This is a genomic window from Vibrio sp. S11_S32 (genome assembly GCF_014694465.1).
GTDB lineage: Bacteria > Pseudomonadota > Gammaproteobacteria > Enterobacterales > Vibrionaceae > Vibrio > Vibrio algicola.
On the sequence record NZ_JAAUWS010000007.1, the window covers coordinates 55,802 to 72,944 of the forward strand.

Consider the following 17,143-nt stretch of genomic DNA (forward strand, 5'->3'; position numbering starts at 1 on the left):
TTTCCTTAACACCACCGACTCAGCCACAAATCATACCTATTCGATTAGGCTTCTAACCAATATGGCTCATTACAAAAAGACGTTTAAACCGTCCGTGGGCACTTGAAAAAGAACATCCTTGTTCTTTGACACTTTTTTCCATCAACAATATGGATAGAAGCATACTTATCTAAAATTGGCGTACTTCTTGAGCGCAGCGAGCCCGAACCTAGGCTCCTAACTATTATTGGAAGTCTTGAATATTCCAGTTACCAATGTCTTTCTTAGAACCGTCATCGCCGCCTTCTTGGCCGTCGGAACCTAAAGTAAAGATATCAATATTGCCTTTATCACCAGGGCTTAGGTATTGGTAGTCACCACCCCAAGGGTCTTTTGGTAAACGTTTGATATAACCGTCATTGCGGTAGTTACGTGGCTCTGGTGTACCGGTTGGTTTACTCACTAACGCCTCTAAACCTTGATCAGTGGTTGGGTACACACTGTTATCAAGTTTGTACATATCCAAGGCGTTCTCTAGCGCCACAATATCGGTCACCGCTTTTTGTTGATCGGCTTTTTCTTTGTTACCTAAAAGGTTAGGCACCACGAAACTGGCTAAGATCCCCAAAATTACCACCACCACCATAACTTCAAGCAAGGTAAAACCTTTTTGCTTCGCCGTAACGGGGCTGTTTGTTGATTTGAATGTCATTAATATTTCTCCTGTAAAAATTCTGTTTGGTATTCGTTTTTTGATTATCAATCTACTTTTGAGTCACAAGATTATTCAGTTCTAATATCGGCATTAAAGTGGCGGTCACGATAAACAACACAATGCCCGCCATAAAGACGATCAATAACGGCTCAAACACCCCTAGTGCCATATTGACCAAAGCTTCAAAATCGCGGTCTTGGTTATCGGCAGAACGGATTAGCATCGGTTCTAACTCGCCACTTTGCTCACCACTGGCGATCATGTGTAGCATCATAGGGGGAAATAAACGAGTTTGTTCCAGTGACTTCCGCAAACTGGTCCCTTCACGCACTCGCTCGGAGGCTTCCATCACTTGCGCTTTAAAGTATTGATTACTCATGACATCCGCCGCGACTTTCATACCATCCAATAACGGGATCGCACTGGAAGAACAAATCGCCAAGGTGCGGGCAAAACGCGAGGTATTTAACCCTTTTGCCACTTTACCAATCACAGGCAACTTGAGCATTTTTTTATCCCATGCCATACGAAACTTGGGCTTATTAAGCGCCATTTTTAAACCAATAATGCCGAATATGATCAGAACTAATAATTCTAATCCCCAGTTTTGCACAAAATTACTGGCATCCAATAATACTTGAGTTGAGGTTGGCAATCCTTGCCCCATCTGAACGAACTGATCGACAATTTTTGGTACTACCGCAGCCAATAAAAATGCCACCACACTGATCGCAATTAAGGTTAGCATCACCGGATAAATCATCGCCTGTTGCAGCTTGGCACGCATTTTTTGACGATTTTCAGCGTAATCGGCTAAGCGATCTAAGATAGCGTCTAAATGTCCCGATTTTTCACCGGCAGCCACCATGGCGCAAAATAGATCATCAAACACCGCAGGGAACTCTGCCATGCTGTCAGAAAGAGTATAACCCTCGACCACTCGCGATCGAATACTGACGAGAATATTACGAATATGTGGCTTTTCGGCCTGATCTGCAACCGCACGAATACACTCTTCTAATGGCATACCCGATTGCACTAAAGTTGAAAGTTGACGAGTCACTAATGCTAATTCATTGGTACTAATGCCACGCTGAAAGCTCAAACCTTTAGCGTTAGCTCGCTGGTTTTTAGCTCGGGTTTCAATCACTTCGGTTGGCATTAAGCCTTTTTCTTTTAGTCGTTGGCGAACTTGGCGGGCGTTATCCCCTTCCAAGATGCCTTTTTTCTGTTTGCCTTTGGCGTCGAGCGCTTTATATTCAAATGCCGCCATGGTTAGATTTCCTTGGTTACGCGCAAGACTTCTTCTAGGGTGGTAATGCCTCTGCGCACTTTAGCCAGACCATCATCACGAATACTTGGTGTTTGCGCACGCACTGCTTTTTCAATCACTTGCTCGCCCGCTTCGGCGTGAATGAGTTCTTGGGTGGTATCGTCAATCACCAGCATTTCATGGATACCAGTTCGGCCACGATAGCCTTTCTTATTGCAATGCTCGCAACCATTGGCTTTATACAAAGTCAGTTGATCTTGCTCGCCAAGATGAAATAATTTCTTTTGTTCGCTGTCAGCTTGATAGGGCGTTTTACATTGTTTGCATAAGGTACGAACCAGACGCTGGGCTAAAACCCCTAATAATGAAGATGAAATTAAGAACGGTTCAATCCCCATATCACGCAGACGAGTAATCGCGCCAATCGCGGTATTGGTGTGCAAGGTCGACATCACTAAGTGACCGGTTAAAGAGGCTTGAACCCCGATCTGGGCTGTTTCGAGATCGCGGATTTCACCCACCATCACCACATCAGGATCTTGACGTAAAATAGCACGTAAGCCACGGGCAAAGGTCATATCAACTTTGGCATTCACTTGGGTTTGTCCAATGCCGTCGATATCAAATTCGATTGGATCTTCTACGGTAAGAATATTACGCTCGGTACTGTTCAGCTCTTGTAAGCCTGCGTACAAGGTGGTGGATTTACCGGAACCGGTTGGGCCTGTCACCAAAATAATGCCATGCGGACGTGCAATTAAACGACGGAAAGTCTCGTGGTTTTCAGCCGTCATACCAAGGCTATGCAAATCAAGACGGGTGGCATTTTTATCCAACAAACGCATTACGATTCGCTCACCATGAGAAGAAGGCATGGTCGATACCCGCACATCAACCGCTCGACCACCAATACGCAGCGAAATACGCCCATCTTGTGGCACCCGTTTCTCGGCAATATCGAGCTTAGACATAACCTTAACCCGCGACACCAAAATCGGCGCTAACTTACGACTTGGGGTTAATACTTCTCGTAATACCCCATCAACGCGAAAACGGATCGATAATACTTTTTCAAAGGTTTCGATATGAATATCCGAAGCCCCTTCTTTGATCGCTTCGCCTAACATGGCGTTGATCAATTTAATGATGGGCGCGTCATCATCCGATTCGAGTAAATCTTCATTTTCAGGAAGCTCTTCCGCCAATGAGAAAAAATCATCATCCGCGCCAATGTCTTCCATTAACTGGCGCGCTTCAGAAGAATCGAGCTGATAAGCTTGCGTCAGTTTATTATCAAATTCTTGCTTAGTGAGTTTGACCGGAGCAAACCCTGCACCAAGTGCGCGGCGGATCTCCAATAACACTTGTGGCGATAACTGCTCCACATAATATAGCGCCGCCTCTTCACCTTCACACTCCAACACCACTTGATGGCGCTTGGCAAAGGCAAACGGTAAACGTAATACCGCGCGAGTCGGATCGTCACTTGGCAGCTCAATCATTACTGCGCACCTTGAGTTGTCGCTGGTGCTTTTGCTTTTTTCAACTGGTCAAGAAAAGCTTGAATTTCGGCTGGTTGCCGCGCATCTTTGCCCAATCGTGGAATAACCGGCACTTCAGCATCTGGTATAAGCTGAACCCCTTTCTGGGCGCGATACAGTTGCTCAGCTCGCAGGTAATTATACTTACGGCTCGATAAACTATCTGCAGCCATACCGTTACGAATAATAGTCGGTTTGATAAACACCATTAGGTTACGTTTTGTTGTGCTGCTGTTGGTGTAAGAGAATAGTACCCCTAGATATGGGATATCCCCCAACCATGGGATTTTAGATTTACTTTCTTGGGTTTCATTTGAAATCAAACCGCCCAATACAATCATTTGACCATCTTCAACCATCACGGATGTGCTAATTTGACGCTTAGCAAAGCGGACATCGACTGCACCATTCGCGCCTAATACGTTGGACACCTCTTGTTCGATCTTCATTTGAATCGAGTCGCCTTCGTTAATTTGTGGCGTCACTTTCAGTTTGATGCCAACTTCTTTACGATCTACGGTTTGGAACGGGTTATCATTATCTGCGCCCGCGGTTGAACCAGTAATAACAGGTACTTCTTCACCCACAATAATAGAGGCTTCGGTGTTATCCATTACGGTAATACTTGGAGAGGACAGGATATTGGAATTTGAATCGGTCGCCACGGCGCTGACTAACGCCGCCCAATCACCTTTCACAATACTTAATGCAGCTCCATTAACACCAGATAAAGCACTCGCTAAGGTTGAGTAGTCTCCATTGGTATCAGGGGTTGTTGAAGTGGTTTTTGAACCATCTGCAGCTACAACTGTTGTTGTTGTTCCTTTCTTGCCTTCGGCTTCTTTTAATCCAACCGCCACTTGACCTATTTTGGCGTTAGCATTGCCGTATTGCACCATACTGCCGGTTTTTGAATTCGCATATTGCACCCCAAGATCGATACCTTCACCTTCAGCCAGTTCGACAATCAATGCCTCAACTTGGACTTGCGCACGGCGAATATCCAGTTGCGAAATCACATCTTCTAATGCTTTCATAATATCAGGCGGAGCGGTTAACACTAGCGCGTTGGTGCCTGGATCGGCGGTGATCATCACATTTGATTTCGATGCTGATTTACCACTCGCCGATTTGCTTTGTTTTTCAGCTTGTAGGTTTTCAGATACCCCATCCAATACTTTAACAATGTCTTCGGCCTTAGCGTAGCGTAGGTAAATAACACGATTATGGCCCTTGGTTGCCATTTCAACATCAAGTTGTTTGATCAGTTTTTTCAGACGCTCACGAATTTTAGGCTCGCCAGAGAGCAAAATAGAATTGGTACGTTCATCGGCAACCAGCTTCGGCTGCAAAGACTCGGGGGTATTTTTAGCATCAGCGCTTTTATTTAACGCATCCACAATGCGCACCATTTCCGTGGCAGAGGCATTATTTAACTCAACCACTTCCACTTCTTTATCACCGGCTTGATCGACGCGCTTGATAATTTCAGCTAAACGGTTCACGACTGCCGCACGGCCGGTTAACAAGATAATATTGGCTGGATCGTAGTGCACCACATTACCGGCGCCAGCGTTATCATTAAGTTGGCGTAAAATTGGAGAAAGTTCGCGCACCGAAACATTTTTAACCGCGACAACACGGGTGATAACGGCATCACCGGTGACTTTTGAATTATTACCTACCACTGGAATAGCCGATGTTTTGGCATCTTTATCTTTAATAACTTTTAAAATGCCATTGTCCATCTCAACCACAGCAAAGCCATACACTTCCAAAACATTAAGGAAGAACTTGTAATATTGGTCTTCGCTTAATACATCGTAACTACGCACATCTATTTTACCGCGAATCGATGGGTCAACGATGATGGTTTTATGCAAATTGCGGCCAACGATATTGATGAACTCTTGAATATCGGTACCTTTAAAACTGGCACTAAACTCTTCTGCAGAGGCAGAACACCAAGCTAGGCTGGCGACTAAAATGAGCCCCACCTGTTTTATCGTTTTTTTAAATTTCTTTACGTTCTTCACGCAATGCTCCTGCTCACCAAAGGTGGTGACTTAAATTATCCTAAAACGATCTTTATCGTTTAAAATTCAATCTGTCTGTAAATGATCACGTACTATTTAAAATTCAATATAGATATCGTGGATCTGCCCATCTCGCTCAACACTTAAATTCCACTCTTGGGCACTTAATGCGTCTTTCCATAACGCAGTCATTTGTGATGGATCGGTTAAATCATGTCCATTTAATACCGTGGCAATATCGCCATCTTTTAGTCCGACCGAATCAAACAATTCACGCTTTTGTCCGGGACGAACTCGATAACCTTTTAGCTTACCTTCGTCCATCACTTGTGATAATCGAAGGTATTGAAATATTTTTTGTGGATCTTTCGAAATCTCAGTACGAATGGCGGTTAAATCCGAGCTGGATGATGGCGCCGCCTTTATTGGAGCGCTAGGTTGATTCATTTTACTATAATCAATCCCTTCTAACATCAGGGTTTCATCTTGGCCTTGATTGCTAATAATCACGCGATCTGGTAATACCGATTTTAATGTTACCCGAGTCCCATCAATCGTTTCACCAAGGCCGTAAGTAGATTGCTTTCCTTGATTCGCGATCACCGCCAAACTTAGTTTTGGGTTATTACTCGCCACCGCCCCAACTAAGGATAATTTTAAGCGTGTCTGAGGAGCATTTTTTGCTACCGCTTCATTAGCTATCGACTCTTGGTTGTAATTACCAAACAGATCACTTCTCACTAATTTCGATACATGATCGCCATGATTATTGTTAATCACATGGCGGCTGCTCACATTCGGAGCTACCCAATGGCTGACGGTGGGAGCAGGAGTAATAACAGACCAAACCAACACGCCTAAAATCCACGCAATAATCGCTAGCAACAATAAAGTACAGGCGTAAGCAATCACTGCCTGATGGGACAGTAATCGAGTAGCCATTTGGGTGAGTTGACCTCTTAAATCCGTTTTTAAGGCCATAGAAGATGACATGTTAATTAAGACTCCGTTCTACTTGATATTGCTCGCTAAATATTCAGCCATTTTTGTAATACTTTATCCAGACTACCTTACCGTTTAAAGCCCAAGCCACCAAATAAAATAGTATTAAAAATAGAGGAAAGTGGGAAAAGTTCACATCCTTAAGCATAATTAGCCATTATCCTTACATCAAATCATCATTTTCATAACTTTAATGTAAGAATAATCACTTAGACGCGATGGATAAAGTCACCGCTTTGTGCGCACTCCCCCTTGAAATATCGGTTATTCACCACCATTGTTTATCTACTTTTCATTGCAAACCGGCTAAGGACGCATTTCAGAATGAGTTCACCAACATTGTCAGTACGTTTAGATAAATGGCTATGGGCGGCACGTTTTTATAAGACTCGTTCCGTGGCTCGCACTATGGTTGATGGTGGCAAAGTCCATTATAATAATCAACGTAGTAAACCAAGCAAAATCGTCGAGCTCGGCGCTCAAATTCGTTTGCGCCAAGGTAACGAAGAAAAAACCATTATTATCGAGAAAATTTCAGAACATCGACGTGGGGCACCAGAAGCACAGACGTTATATCGCGAAACTGAAGAGAGTATCACTAAACGCGCAGAAGATGCCGAAAAACACAAACTGAATGCGTTATACAGCCCAAGCCCGGATCGACGTCCAGATAAAAAACAACGCCGTAATATCATTCGCTTTAAACAGCAATAACCGTTTTTTAATTCAATATTTTTTAGTCAAATACTCGTCAGCCAAAGTTATTGCAAGTCAGATGAGTATATTAAACAACAATAATCGCTGGGAGTTCCCTAACTGATGGCAAATAACCTTTTACATCGCTACTTATTTGAAAACTTATCGGTCCGTGGTGAGTTAGTTCAACTTGATACCGCCTTTCAAAACATTATTGCTAGTAAGGATTACCCGCAACCGATCCGTAATTTATTAGGTGAGTTACAAGTGGCAACCAGCCTGTTAACCGCCACCCTAAAATTTGAAGGTTCCATCACGTTGCAATTACAAGGTGATGGTCCGGTACCTCTGGTGGTGATCAACGGCGATCATGATCAAAAGCTTCGTGGTGTAGCGCGCTGGGAAGGCCATATTGATAGCAACGCAAGCTTGCATCAATTAATTGGTAAGGGTCATCTCGTGATCACCATTTCTCCTAAAGAAGGTGAACGTTATCAAGGTGTGGTTGGGCTTGAAGGGGAGACATTGGCGGAAATTTTAGAAGGCTACTTTGAACGTTCTGAACAACTAAAAACGCGCTTATGGCTGCGCACTGGTGAGCATAATGGTCAAGCGCATGCTGCTGGTATGCTACTTCAAATTATGCCAGATGGTACAGGCTCTGCGGATGATTTCGAGCACTTAGAAAAACTAACCGAAACCATTAAAGATGAAGAATTATTCTCTTTAGACGCTCACGATCTACTGTATCGCCTGTACAACCAAGAAGAAGTAAAAGTATTCGAACCTCAACCAATTGAGTTTTTCTGTGGATGTTCACGTGAACGTAGTGCTGGCGCTATTGCCACAGTAGCAAAACCCGAACTCGACGATATTCTGCACGCCGAAGGTGAAGTTGCACTACATTGTGACTATTGCGGCAGTTCCTACTCTTTTAATTCGGCACAAGTGGAACAAATCCTAACCGAAGCGAAGAAAACACTGCATTAATCAGTCCAATAACTTAAGTCTAGTGCATTATTTTCTAGCACGTAATAACCACCAGTAATATCTAAAAAAACCGGCCCTGTGTCGGTTTTTTTAGTCAAACTTTTGTTTCTATTGTGTATTTCATCACCCAAACTCTCCTGCAAATACCGCACTTAATTTTAGTGAAATAATAAACATAGTCGCGCCTGATCCCATTTTTGATCTACCATACTTTGATAGGATGATTTTGTGATGTCACCAATAAAACCATATATAGAATATGGTTAAAATGGCGTCAATATTAATAAATTTAACATCTTACTATTTGAAATTTTGACGACTTGAAACTAAGGACACCCTATGACTGTTATGACGCACACTGCAACACAACAAATAGATCTCACTGGTTATGGTATTCACAATGCGACTGATGTGCTGCATAACCCTAGTTATGAGGTGTTATTTACCGAGGAAACTCGAGATGACTTATCTGGCTATGAAAAAGGTATTGAGACTGAATTAGGGGCGGTATCGGTTGATACTGGCATCTTCACCGGTCGCTCACCAAAAGATAAGTATATTGTTAAAGATGACGTCACTCGCGATACGCTTTGGTGGTCTGATCAAGGTAAAAATGATAACAAACCCATTAACCAAGAGGTATGGCAAGACTTAAAATCCTTAGTCACAACTCAACTGTCAAATAAGCGCTTGTTTGTGGTTGATTGTTTTTGTGGCGCTAACCCAGAGTCTCGCTTGCAAGTGCGCGTGATCACCGAAGTTGCGTGGCAAGCCCACTTCGTCAAAAATATGTTTATTCGTCCTACCGATGAAGAACTCAAAACATTCGAGCCTGATTTTGTGGTGATGAATGGCGCGAAAACCACGAATCCAAACTGGCACAAACAAGGCCTCAATTCGGAAAACTTTGTCGCTTTCAATCTCACTGAACGCATTCAGATCATCGGTGGCACTTGGTACGGCGGCGAAATGAAAAAAGGCATGTTCGCCATGATGAACTACCTATTGCCGATCAAGGGTATGGCGTCAATGCATTGCTCTGCCAATGTCGGGGAAGACGGTGATGTGGCTATTTTCTTTGGTTTATCAGGCACCGGAAAAACCACTCTTTCTACCGATCCTAAACGTCAGTTGATTGGCGATGATGAGCACGGCTGGGATGATGACGGTGTGTTTAACTTTGAAGGCGGCTGCTACGCGAAAACCATACGTTTATCGAAAGAGGCTGAACCTGATATTTATAACGCAATTCGCCGTGATGCCTTACTTGAAAATGTGACGGTAACCGAGCAAGGCATTATTGATTTTGATGATGGTTCAAAAACCGAAAATACTCGTGTTTCTTATCCTATTTATCACATTGATAATATCGTTAAACCGATATCTAAAGCCGGTCATGCACAAAAAGTCATCTTCCTAACTGCCGATGCCTTTGGGGTACTACCGCCAGTATCCAAACTGACACCAGAACAAACTAAGTACCACTTTTTGTCGGGCTTTACCGCCAAACTCGCAGGTACTGAACGCGGCATTACCGAACCAACACCAACCTTCTCGGCCGCATTTGGCGCTGCCTTCCTAACTTTGCACCCAACTCAGTATGCGGAAGTGTTAGTTAAGCGTATGGTTGCATCAGGCGCTGAAGCTTACTTAGTCAACACCGGCTGGAACGGCACTGGCAAGCGCATTTCGATTCAAGATACGCGCGGTATTATTGATGCGATCTTAGATGGATCGATAGATAAAGCCCAGACTAAGATTATCCCAACCTTTAACCTAGAAGTGCCTACCTCGCTACCAAAAGTCGATCCTACGATCTTAGATCCTCGCGACACTTACGCTAGCACTCAAGAGTGGCAAGCAAAAGCCGATGACTTAGCAACCTTATTTATTAATAACTTCGCTCAGTACACTGACAATGATGAAGGTAAATCGCTCGTCGCGGCTGGTCCACAGAAAGGCTAAATCATCATTTATGCTACTTGAAACTGCGTAAACCTTGCGCCGATAATAGCTTTTTCCATTATCGGCGCACCTATCTCAGGTTTTTATAAAAGAATACTTCACCCTTTCGATGATTTTCTATAAATTGTTCCTTCTAGCGATAAATTCCTACTCTCAAATAATTAGGGATCTTCTCGATTTATTGCTCATCTCGACTAACAGGACGATCCATGAGAAAGTTGCTTATCATTTTTACTAGTTTTATCGCGCTATTAATGGTGATTTTAGCCGCCGGTTACGGTACTTTACACACCCAATATGCCCCAAAGCTCGTCAACTTTGTATTTAGCCAAGTCTTAGATAAGCCAATTGCGGTGCGTGAAGTCAGCTATTCCTATCAACAAGCTCGCCATATTACATTTGAAGGGGTGTTAGTCAAAAATCCTCAAACTCATCAATCAATTTTGATCCGAAAAGTCGATATTTGGCTGGATAACCCACTTTGGAAAGACTCTAAATTACAAATTGATAATGTCCTGATGGAAGGTATCAAGTTACAAAGCGGCTGGCCGAAACTGGCAATATTGCCACATATTAATATCAAACAATTAGCGATTTCGAGTATCGACTTTGCCGACCAAGGTTGGGTGGTGCGTGATATGACCATGCAAGTGAAACACCCCCAATATCGCCCATCAAAAATTTTCCCTTTCTATGGTCAAATTCAGTTATCTGCCGACCAAATTTATTGGCAAGGTGAAGCGCTAGATAAAGTATTTATTGATGGCGATATCAGCCACAGCAATACTATTATTTATGATATGCGCTTTAATTGGCGACACGGAAAATTTCAAGCTCAAGCGACTAAAGGTTCCGATGAGCATGTATGGCAACTACCTCAAGTGTCCATTGCTGGCTTAAGATTACAACAACACAATTTAGAAGCGATCCATTCAGATGTATTGGCTTGGTTTAATCACATTGCAATGGATATCGACCAATTAGATATTAGTGATTCTAGTTTGGAAGTTAATGATTTTACAGCTAATAATTTGCTGATTAATGCTCGCCATGTGCACTTGCCATTTAAACTCTGGCAGCAACAAGATGCGTCTATTAACCTTTCCGCCGACTCGATGAGCGCCATGGGGCAATCCATCAAATCTCCTAATTTAACTCTCAATTTGCAGCCTCAATCGGCTTATGTGCAGAATTTATCACTCGAAGTATTGCAAGGTGATATTCATCTACAGGGGAAGTTCAAACCCGATAGTGCCGATATAAAACTACTCAATATTAATAATATAAAATGGATCCCATCACAAGAATCTAAGGACTTAGTGTTAGCTTACTTCAATCAACTCCACACTCTTAACGCCCAGTCCTTAACCATTAATAATGTTCAGGTGATTGATCTCACCCAAACGCCAGCCATTCAAACCTCAGGCATGAGTATTGATGGTGACCAACTTGAATTAAAGCGTGACGGACGTTGGGGGTTATGGGATGGCAAGTTGAGTATCAGTGCCAGCAGTGCCACTTATGACAAAGTCACTAGCCGTAATTTATTACTTAATATGCACTCTAAAGATGGCCATTTTTGGCTAGAAAAGCTATTTGTTCCGCTCGATGATGGGTTAATCAAAGCCAGTGGCGATATGGATTACGCTAAAACTAGCCAACCTTGGAATCTATCAGTTGAAGCTTCAGGCATTCCATTACGCTTTTTTACACGCGTTTTTAACTTACCACTGCATTTAGATGGTATCACCGACTTTACCGTGAAAGGCGAAGGCTTGTATGGCGATCAATTGATTTTTAACCATAGCGTGACGGGCAAACTTGAAGCGACCATTAGCCAAGCCACCAGCAGCGATGATTTTGAAGCACTTTGGTTGCGCAATCAGGGGATTGAACTCGATCCATCGGAAGATCCTCATCCAGTAGATAAACCAAAACAGCCGACACAAACCAAGCAAGCCGTATCGATTGGCAATATTCATTTAAATGCCGATCGTGGACGAGTGGCATTAAAACCATTTAGCATCAAAGGGAAAGATTTCACCGCTTATTTAGGCGGTAATTACGATTTCTTATTTCCAGAAAAAGGTAATGTGCAATATAAGCTCGAAGGAAAAGGAAAATGTAAGGCGCTGATCTTTAATTTATTAGGAGATAACAGCGCGATCACAATGGAAGATAATTGCCAATAGTGTCAAGTGTTTGCTCAATGAATAACGGCTATAGCATGAGCTATTCATTGACGATGACACCGTTTAATATGATTAGATATGAAAACGTCAACTCACTAAAGGTTCTTCACCTAAAAAGTCAGTCATCAACATATAGGTTCCGGTAAATTCTACAGCTGGTGTGTCGCCACTATACACTATCACTTTGACAATGATGCGCGCGCGACGCCCATTTTTTAATCGGTCTAAATCGCCACTGATACCATCTAATGAGGTCACGGCGGTAGGGCTTTCGGTTACCGGAGCACGAAAGCGTATCTGACTATCCGCTAAAATGATATCCGCTTTTAAGCCCTTTTCTCGCATTAATAGCCATGCCATTCCCCAACCCGTTAACGTAGTTAAGGTAAAAATCGATCCTGCAAACATGGTCTCATGAGGGTTAATATTGGGATTTAATGGCGCCGAGCACTCAAAGCGGTGTCCGGTATATTGATTGATTCGGATCCCCATCGCACCACAAATAGGGATTTCTTGTCGCCAACGATTTTGCAGTTCATCACACCAGTCAGGGCGGTGCGAGACCAAAGATAATGAATTGAGCGGTTTGACCATTTGTTGATGCCGAATCGGCCCCCGCTCATCACTGAGTTCGCCTTGGCTTTCAAAACCATTATGACTATAAAAAGAGATGGCATCTTGGCGTGCATTACACACTAAGCGCTTAGCGCCTTCTTGCATCGCATACGACTCTAGTGCTACCAGAATCAATGAACCAAAGCCCTTACCTCGCTGATTAGGACTCACCGCCATAAAGCGCACTTGCCCTTCGCAATCAGGGGTAAGGTAAATGCGCCCCACCGCCATAATCCGATCGCGACTATCAATAATCATGCGATGCGAACTCATTTCATCGTATTCATCGCGCTCAGAGCCCAAAGGTTGATGAAAGGGTTCACGCAACACCTGCCAACGAAAATGATAGTAACGTTTTAATTCCGCCTCTGTTTTCGGTGTCACTAGCTTAAACATGTTAATTCCTTTTATTTTTTATCCTATCGCTGCACGGCCTCATTAATCAGTTCAATGCTGACCAATCATCGAGTAGAGAGCAAAACGATTAAACCTGTAGCCAGAATGTCACCGGTCCATCATTGACCAATGCCACTTTCATATCCGCCGCAAAACGACCATTTTGGGTATTGATCCCAGTCTGCTGACAGCAATGAGAAAAGTAATCATATAAACGTTCAGCGTCACGCGGATCGGCCCCTTTAGAGAAGCTCGGACGCATACCTTTTTGAGTATCCGCAGGCAGCGTAAACTGAGAAACGATCAACACACTACCGCCAACTTGCCCAACATTTAAATTCATCTTTCCGGCGTCATCTTCAAAAATTCGGTAACCTAACACTCGCTCAACTAAGCGCTTAGCTTTCGCTTCATCATCACCTTTTTCAACACCCAGTAGTACTAATAACCCTTGTTGGATCTCACCAACAATCTCACCATCAACTTTAACGCTAGCTTCACTTACTCGTTGGATCAATGCAATCACAGCTTATCGTCCTTTTTAGCAAATTTACTATGTAACACTTGCAGAACTTGAAAAGGCTCATCTTCATGCCACAACTCACGCTCGCCTAAACTGGCGGTGACTTCCGCACCAATCAAGACGATAAACCAACATAAATACACCCAAACAAATAAAATGGGAATTGCCGCTAATGCGCCGTAAATTAATTGATATGATGGAAAAGCGGTAATATAAAACGCAAAACCTTTCTTACTTAATTCAAATAATAAGCCAGCCACTAAAGCGCCACCCAGAGCGTGGAAAATTCTTACTTTTATATTAGGAACCAATAAATATAGACCAAAAAATGCTGATGCGGACAGTAACATTGGCAATAGTCGATACACCAAATTCAACACTTCGCTACTCAAAAACTGGGTCGAGGTTATATAAGAGGTGAGGGCTAAGCTCGAACCAATAAATAACGGGCCAAGCGTCAGCACCATCCAATACATAGAAAAAGAATAAACCAAACGGCGCTTACGCTTCACTCGCCAAATAAAATTTAGATTTTTATCAATGGTCGAAATCAGTAACATGGCAGTGATAAACACAAACACCCCGCCTATTGCGGTCATTTTTGCGGTATTACTAATAAAGCTATTTAGCGCATCTTTCATCGCATCACCCGCCGCGGGCACAAAGTTACTAAAAATAAACTCTTGTACTTGGTTACTGATCCCTTCAAATACTGGAAATTTAGATAGTGCAGTTACCACCACCGTAGTGAGGGGCACTAAAGACAAAAGAGTAATGTAAGCCATATAACCAGCATTAACGGCAAGGCGATCATTCACCACTCTTTGCTTTAAATAAATTAAGTAGTGCAGACCAAGGCCGATTCGGCGTTCTACTGTCTGAATTGAATTCATACTCTATCCTTGGTGATAATGGTTTACTTGGTTTATTTTCTCTTTCCTTGAGTGGCATCTAAGTTGTCAATCTTGATCCGCTTAATGCAAAAAGGCCGATGCAATTGCATCGGCCTTTTACTATATCACAATACTTCCATCTTAATTAAAGCACAGGCTTCAATTTGTTGAGGGAATTATATCGATTTATTTTGGTCCACGACCGGCACGCTTACGTTCATTTTCAGTCAAATGACGCTTACGAATACGGATGCTTTCTGGTGTCACTTCTACTAGCTCATCATCATCGATGAATTCTAGTGCTTGCTCTAGCGTGTATTTTATCGCAGGAGAAAGCGTTTGTGCTTCATCAGTACCAGATGCACGTACGTTAGTTAATTGCTTACCACGTAGACAGTTGATAGTCAGATCGTTAGCACGGTTATGAATACCGATAATTTGACCTTCATACACTTCGTCGCCGTGCTCAGCAAATAAACGACCACGATCTTGTAGGTTGAATAAAGAGTAAGTTACTGCTTTACCCATACCGTTAGAAATCAATACGCCGTTAGCACGTTGGCCGATTACGCCACCTTTGTGCGGACCGTAGTGATCGTATGAGTGGTAGATTAGACCAGAACCAGAAGTCATAGTTAGGAATTCAGTTTGGAAACCAATAAGACCACGAGAAGGCATCATAAAGTCCATGCGAACACGGCCTTTACCATCTGGTGCCATATCGGTTAGTTCACCTTTACGGATACCAATGTTTTCCATGATCGCGCCTTGATGCTCTTCAACTACATCAATCGTTACCGTTTCAAACGGTTCCATTAGTTGGCCATCTTCTTCTTTGATGATAACTTCTGGACGAGATACAGCTAGCTCGAAACCTTCACGACGCATGTTTTCGATCAGGATAGATAGGTGAAGTTCACCACGACCTGAAACGCGGAATTTGTCTGGATCGGCTGCTTGTTCAACACGTAGTGCTACGTTGTGAACCAATTCTTTTTCTAGACGCTCAAGGATGTTACGTGAAGTCACGAACTTACCTTCTTTACCAGCAAACGGTGAGTTGTTTACTTGGAAAGTCATGGTTACTGTTGGTTCATCAACAGAAAGTGGCTTCATTGCTTCAACTACGTTTACATCACAGATGGTGTCAGAGATCTTAAGCTCACCTAAACCAGTGATGGCAATAATGTCACCCGCATCAGCTTGTTCAACTTCGTGACGCTCAAGGCCCATGTAACCAAGAACCGTACCGACTTTACCATTACGCTTCTTGCCATCAGCACTAACGATAGTCACTTGTTGGTTTGGTTTAACGCTACCGCGAGTTACGCGACATACGCCGATAACACCAACGTAAGAGTTGTAGTCAAGTTGAGACACTTGCATTTGAAGTGCGCCATCGATGTCAACATTTGGGCAATCAACGTTATCAACAACCGCTTGGAACAATGGTTCCATATCTTCGCCAACAACGCCTTCATCCATAGAAGCCCAGCCGTTTAATGCTGATGCGTAAACAACTTTAAAGTCTAGTTGTTCGTCAGTTGCACCTAAGTTATCGAACAAATCAAAAATTTGATCCATAACCCAGTCAGGGCGAGCGCCAGGACGGTCAACTTTGTTGATAACCACAATTGGCTTAAGGCCGTGTGAGAATGCTTTTTGCGTTACGAAACGTGTTTGAGGCATTGGGCCATCAACAGCATCAACGATAAGTAGCACAGAATCTACCATAGACATGATACGCTCAACTTCACCACCAAAATCGGCGTGTCCTGGGGTATCTACGATGTTGATGCGGTAATCATTCCAGTTGATTGCAGTGTTTTTTGCAAGAATGGTAATACCACGTTCTTTTTCGATGTCGTTCGAATCCATGACGCGCTCTTCAGCTTCACCACGAGATTCAAGCGTACCCGATTGTTGTAATAGCTTATCAACCAAGGTGGTTTTACCGTGGTCAACGTGCGCGATAATCGCGATATTTCTTAATTTATCGATTTTAGTTGTGGTCATGGAATTCTATTCACTTATGTAAGACATCCAGACATTGGATGAATTTGATTAAAAAAACGGTCGTAAATGTACCAGATCTTACGCCAAACCCCTAGGAATATTCACGCCAAAATGATAATAGTTGATTAAAAATAGCTCACTTTGATGGATGGCGTGCTAATTCAACATAAAAGATAGGACGATAAACTAAATGTTACCCCCTTCACATTGTCGATTCATCGTGGCTATTTTTATATGTTTCTCAGCTTAATTTACTGTACAATCACGCACAAAATTAATACCTTGCTAGATACACAACCGCAAAACATTCA

Annotated in this window: 13 protein-coding genes; 4 read left to right on the top strand and 9 right to left on the bottom strand. The window is 42.9% G+C overall.

Annotated features, from left to right (window positions below; all coding sequences use genetic code 11):
* Positions 1-223: 223 nt before the first annotated feature.
* From gspG to gspC, 5 genes are all read right to left on the bottom strand, one after another.
* Positions 224-691, bottom strand: coding sequence for a type II secretion system major pseudopilin GspG (gene gspG, locus HC723_RS06020; protein WP_153447977.1), 468 nt, complete (start codon positions 689-691; stop codon positions 224-226).
* A 52-nt stretch (positions 692-743) separates the two neighbouring features.
* Positions 744-1,967, bottom strand: coding sequence for a type II secretion system inner membrane protein GspF (gene gspF, locus HC723_RS06025; RefSeq protein ID WP_190338518.1), 1,224 nt, complete (start codon positions 1,965-1,967; stop codon positions 744-746).
* Positions 1,968-1,969: 2 nt separating this feature from the next.
* Positions 1,970-3,469, bottom strand: a complete 1,500-nt coding sequence (gene gspE, locus HC723_RS06030) for a type II secretion system ATPase GspE (protein ID WP_190338519.1) — start codon at positions 3,467-3,469, stop codon at positions 1,970-1,972.
* Positions 3,469-5,514 (bottom strand): type II secretion system secretin GspD, encoded by a 2,046-nt coding sequence (gspD, locus tag HC723_RS06035; RefSeq protein WP_190338547.1) that lies wholly within the window; start codon positions 5,512-5,514, stop codon positions 3,469-3,471. Before gspD ends, gspE begins: the two co-directional genes overlap by 1 nt.
* A 126-nt stretch (positions 5,515-5,640) precedes the next feature.
* Positions 5,641-6,537 (bottom strand): type II secretion system protein GspC, encoded by an 897-nt coding sequence (gene gspC, locus HC723_RS06040; protein ID WP_190338520.1) that lies wholly within the window; start codon positions 6,535-6,537, stop codon positions 5,641-5,643.
* 333 nt (positions 6,538-6,870) lie between these two features.
* On the opposite strand from gspC, the gene hslR reads away from it, so the two are divergent.
* The 4 genes from hslR to HC723_RS06060 all read left to right on the top strand — a co-directional run bounded on the left by hslR (position 6,871) and on the right by HC723_RS06060 (position 12,389).
* A complete protein-coding gene (gene hslR, locus HC723_RS06045; protein WP_153447981.1) occupies positions 6,871-7,260 on the top strand; it encodes a ribosome-associated heat shock protein Hsp15 in 390 nt (129 codons plus the stop codon).
* 105 nt (positions 7,261-7,365) lie between these two features.
* Positions 7,366-8,232 carry an Hsp33 family molecular chaperone HslO gene (gene hslO / locus HC723_RS06050; RefSeq protein WP_153447982.1) on the top strand — a complete coding sequence of 289 codons (867 nt, stop codon included), beginning with the start codon at positions 7,366-7,368 and terminating at the stop codon, positions 8,230-8,232.
* Between the two features lie 339 nt (positions 8,233-8,571).
* Positions 8,572-10,197 carry a phosphoenolpyruvate carboxykinase (ATP) gene (pckA, locus tag HC723_RS06055; protein WP_190338521.1) on the top strand — a complete coding sequence of 542 codons (1,626 nt, stop codon included), beginning with the start codon at positions 8,572-8,574 and terminating at the stop codon, positions 10,195-10,197.
* Between the two features lie 209 nt (positions 10,198-10,406).
* Positions 10,407-12,389: an AsmA family protein gene (locus tag HC723_RS06060; RefSeq protein ID WP_190338522.1), complete on the top strand. Its 1,983-nt coding sequence runs from the start codon at positions 10,407-10,409 to the stop codon at positions 12,387-12,389.
* 87 nt (positions 12,390-12,476) lie between these two features.
* Here the strand turns inward: HC723_RS06060 and HC723_RS06065 are convergent, their stop codons facing one another.
* The 4 genes from HC723_RS06065 to typA form a co-directional block, all read right to left on the bottom strand.
* Complete coding sequence (locus HC723_RS06065) at positions 12,477-13,400, bottom strand: bifunctional GNAT family N-acetyltransferase/hotdog fold thioesterase (protein ID WP_153447985.1); 924 nt, start codon at positions 13,398-13,400, stop codon at positions 12,477-12,479.
* Between the two features lie 88 nt (positions 13,401-13,488).
* Entirely contained in the window at positions 13,489-13,926 is a 438-nt protein-coding gene (dtd, locus tag HC723_RS06070) for a D-aminoacyl-tRNA deacylase (RefSeq protein WP_153447986.1), read from the bottom strand.
* Positions 13,923-14,816 carry a virulence factor BrkB family protein gene (locus HC723_RS06075; RefSeq protein WP_153447987.1) on the bottom strand — a complete coding sequence of 298 codons (894 nt, stop codon included), beginning with the start codon at positions 14,814-14,816 and terminating at the stop codon, positions 13,923-13,925. Before HC723_RS06075 ends, dtd begins: the two co-directional genes overlap by 4 nt.
* 186 nt (positions 14,817-15,002) lie before the next feature.
* Positions 15,003-16,832, bottom strand: coding sequence for a translational GTPase TypA (gene typA / locus HC723_RS06080; protein ID WP_190338523.1), 1,830 nt, complete (start codon positions 16,830-16,832; stop codon positions 15,003-15,005).
* Between the last annotated feature and the right edge of the window lie 311 nt (positions 16,833-17,143).

Coding starts and splice junctions, on each gene's coding strand:
- gspG (WP_153447977.1), bottom strand. CDS start 691: ATGACATTCAAATCAACAAACAGCCCCGTTACGGCGAAGCAAAAAGGT.
- gspF (WP_190338518.1), bottom strand. CDS start 1,967: ATGGCGGCATTTGAATATAAAGCGCTCGACGCCAAAGGCAAACAGAAA.
- gspE (WP_190338519.1), bottom strand. CDS start 3,469: ATGATTGAGCTGCCAAGTGACGATCCGACTCGCGCGGTATTACGTTTA.
- gspC (WP_190338520.1), bottom strand. CDS start 6,537: ATGTCATCTTCTATGGCCTTAAAAACGGATTTAAGAGGTCAACTCACC.
- hslR (WP_153447981.1), top strand. CDS start 6,871: ATGAGTTCACCAACATTGTCAGTACGTTTAGATAAATGGCTATGGGCG.
- hslO (WP_153447982.1), top strand. CDS start 7,366: ATGGCAAATAACCTTTTACATCGCTACTTATTTGAAAACTTATCGGTC.
- pckA (WP_190338521.1), top strand. CDS start 8,572: ATGACTGTTATGACGCACACTGCAACACAACAAATAGATCTCACTGGT.
- HC723_RS06060 (WP_190338522.1), top strand. CDS start 10,407: ATGAGAAAGTTGCTTATCATTTTTACTAGTTTTATCGCGCTATTAATG.
- HC723_RS06065 (WP_153447985.1), bottom strand. CDS start 13,400: ATGTTTAAGCTAGTGACACCGAAAACAGAGGCGGAATTAAAACGTTAC.
- HC723_RS06075 (WP_153447987.1), bottom strand. CDS start 14,816: ATGAATTCAATTCAGACAGTAGAACGCCGAATCGGCCTTGGTCTGCAC.
- typA (WP_190338523.1), bottom strand. CDS start 16,832: ATGACCACAACTAAAATCGATAAATTAAGAAATATCGCGATTATCGCG.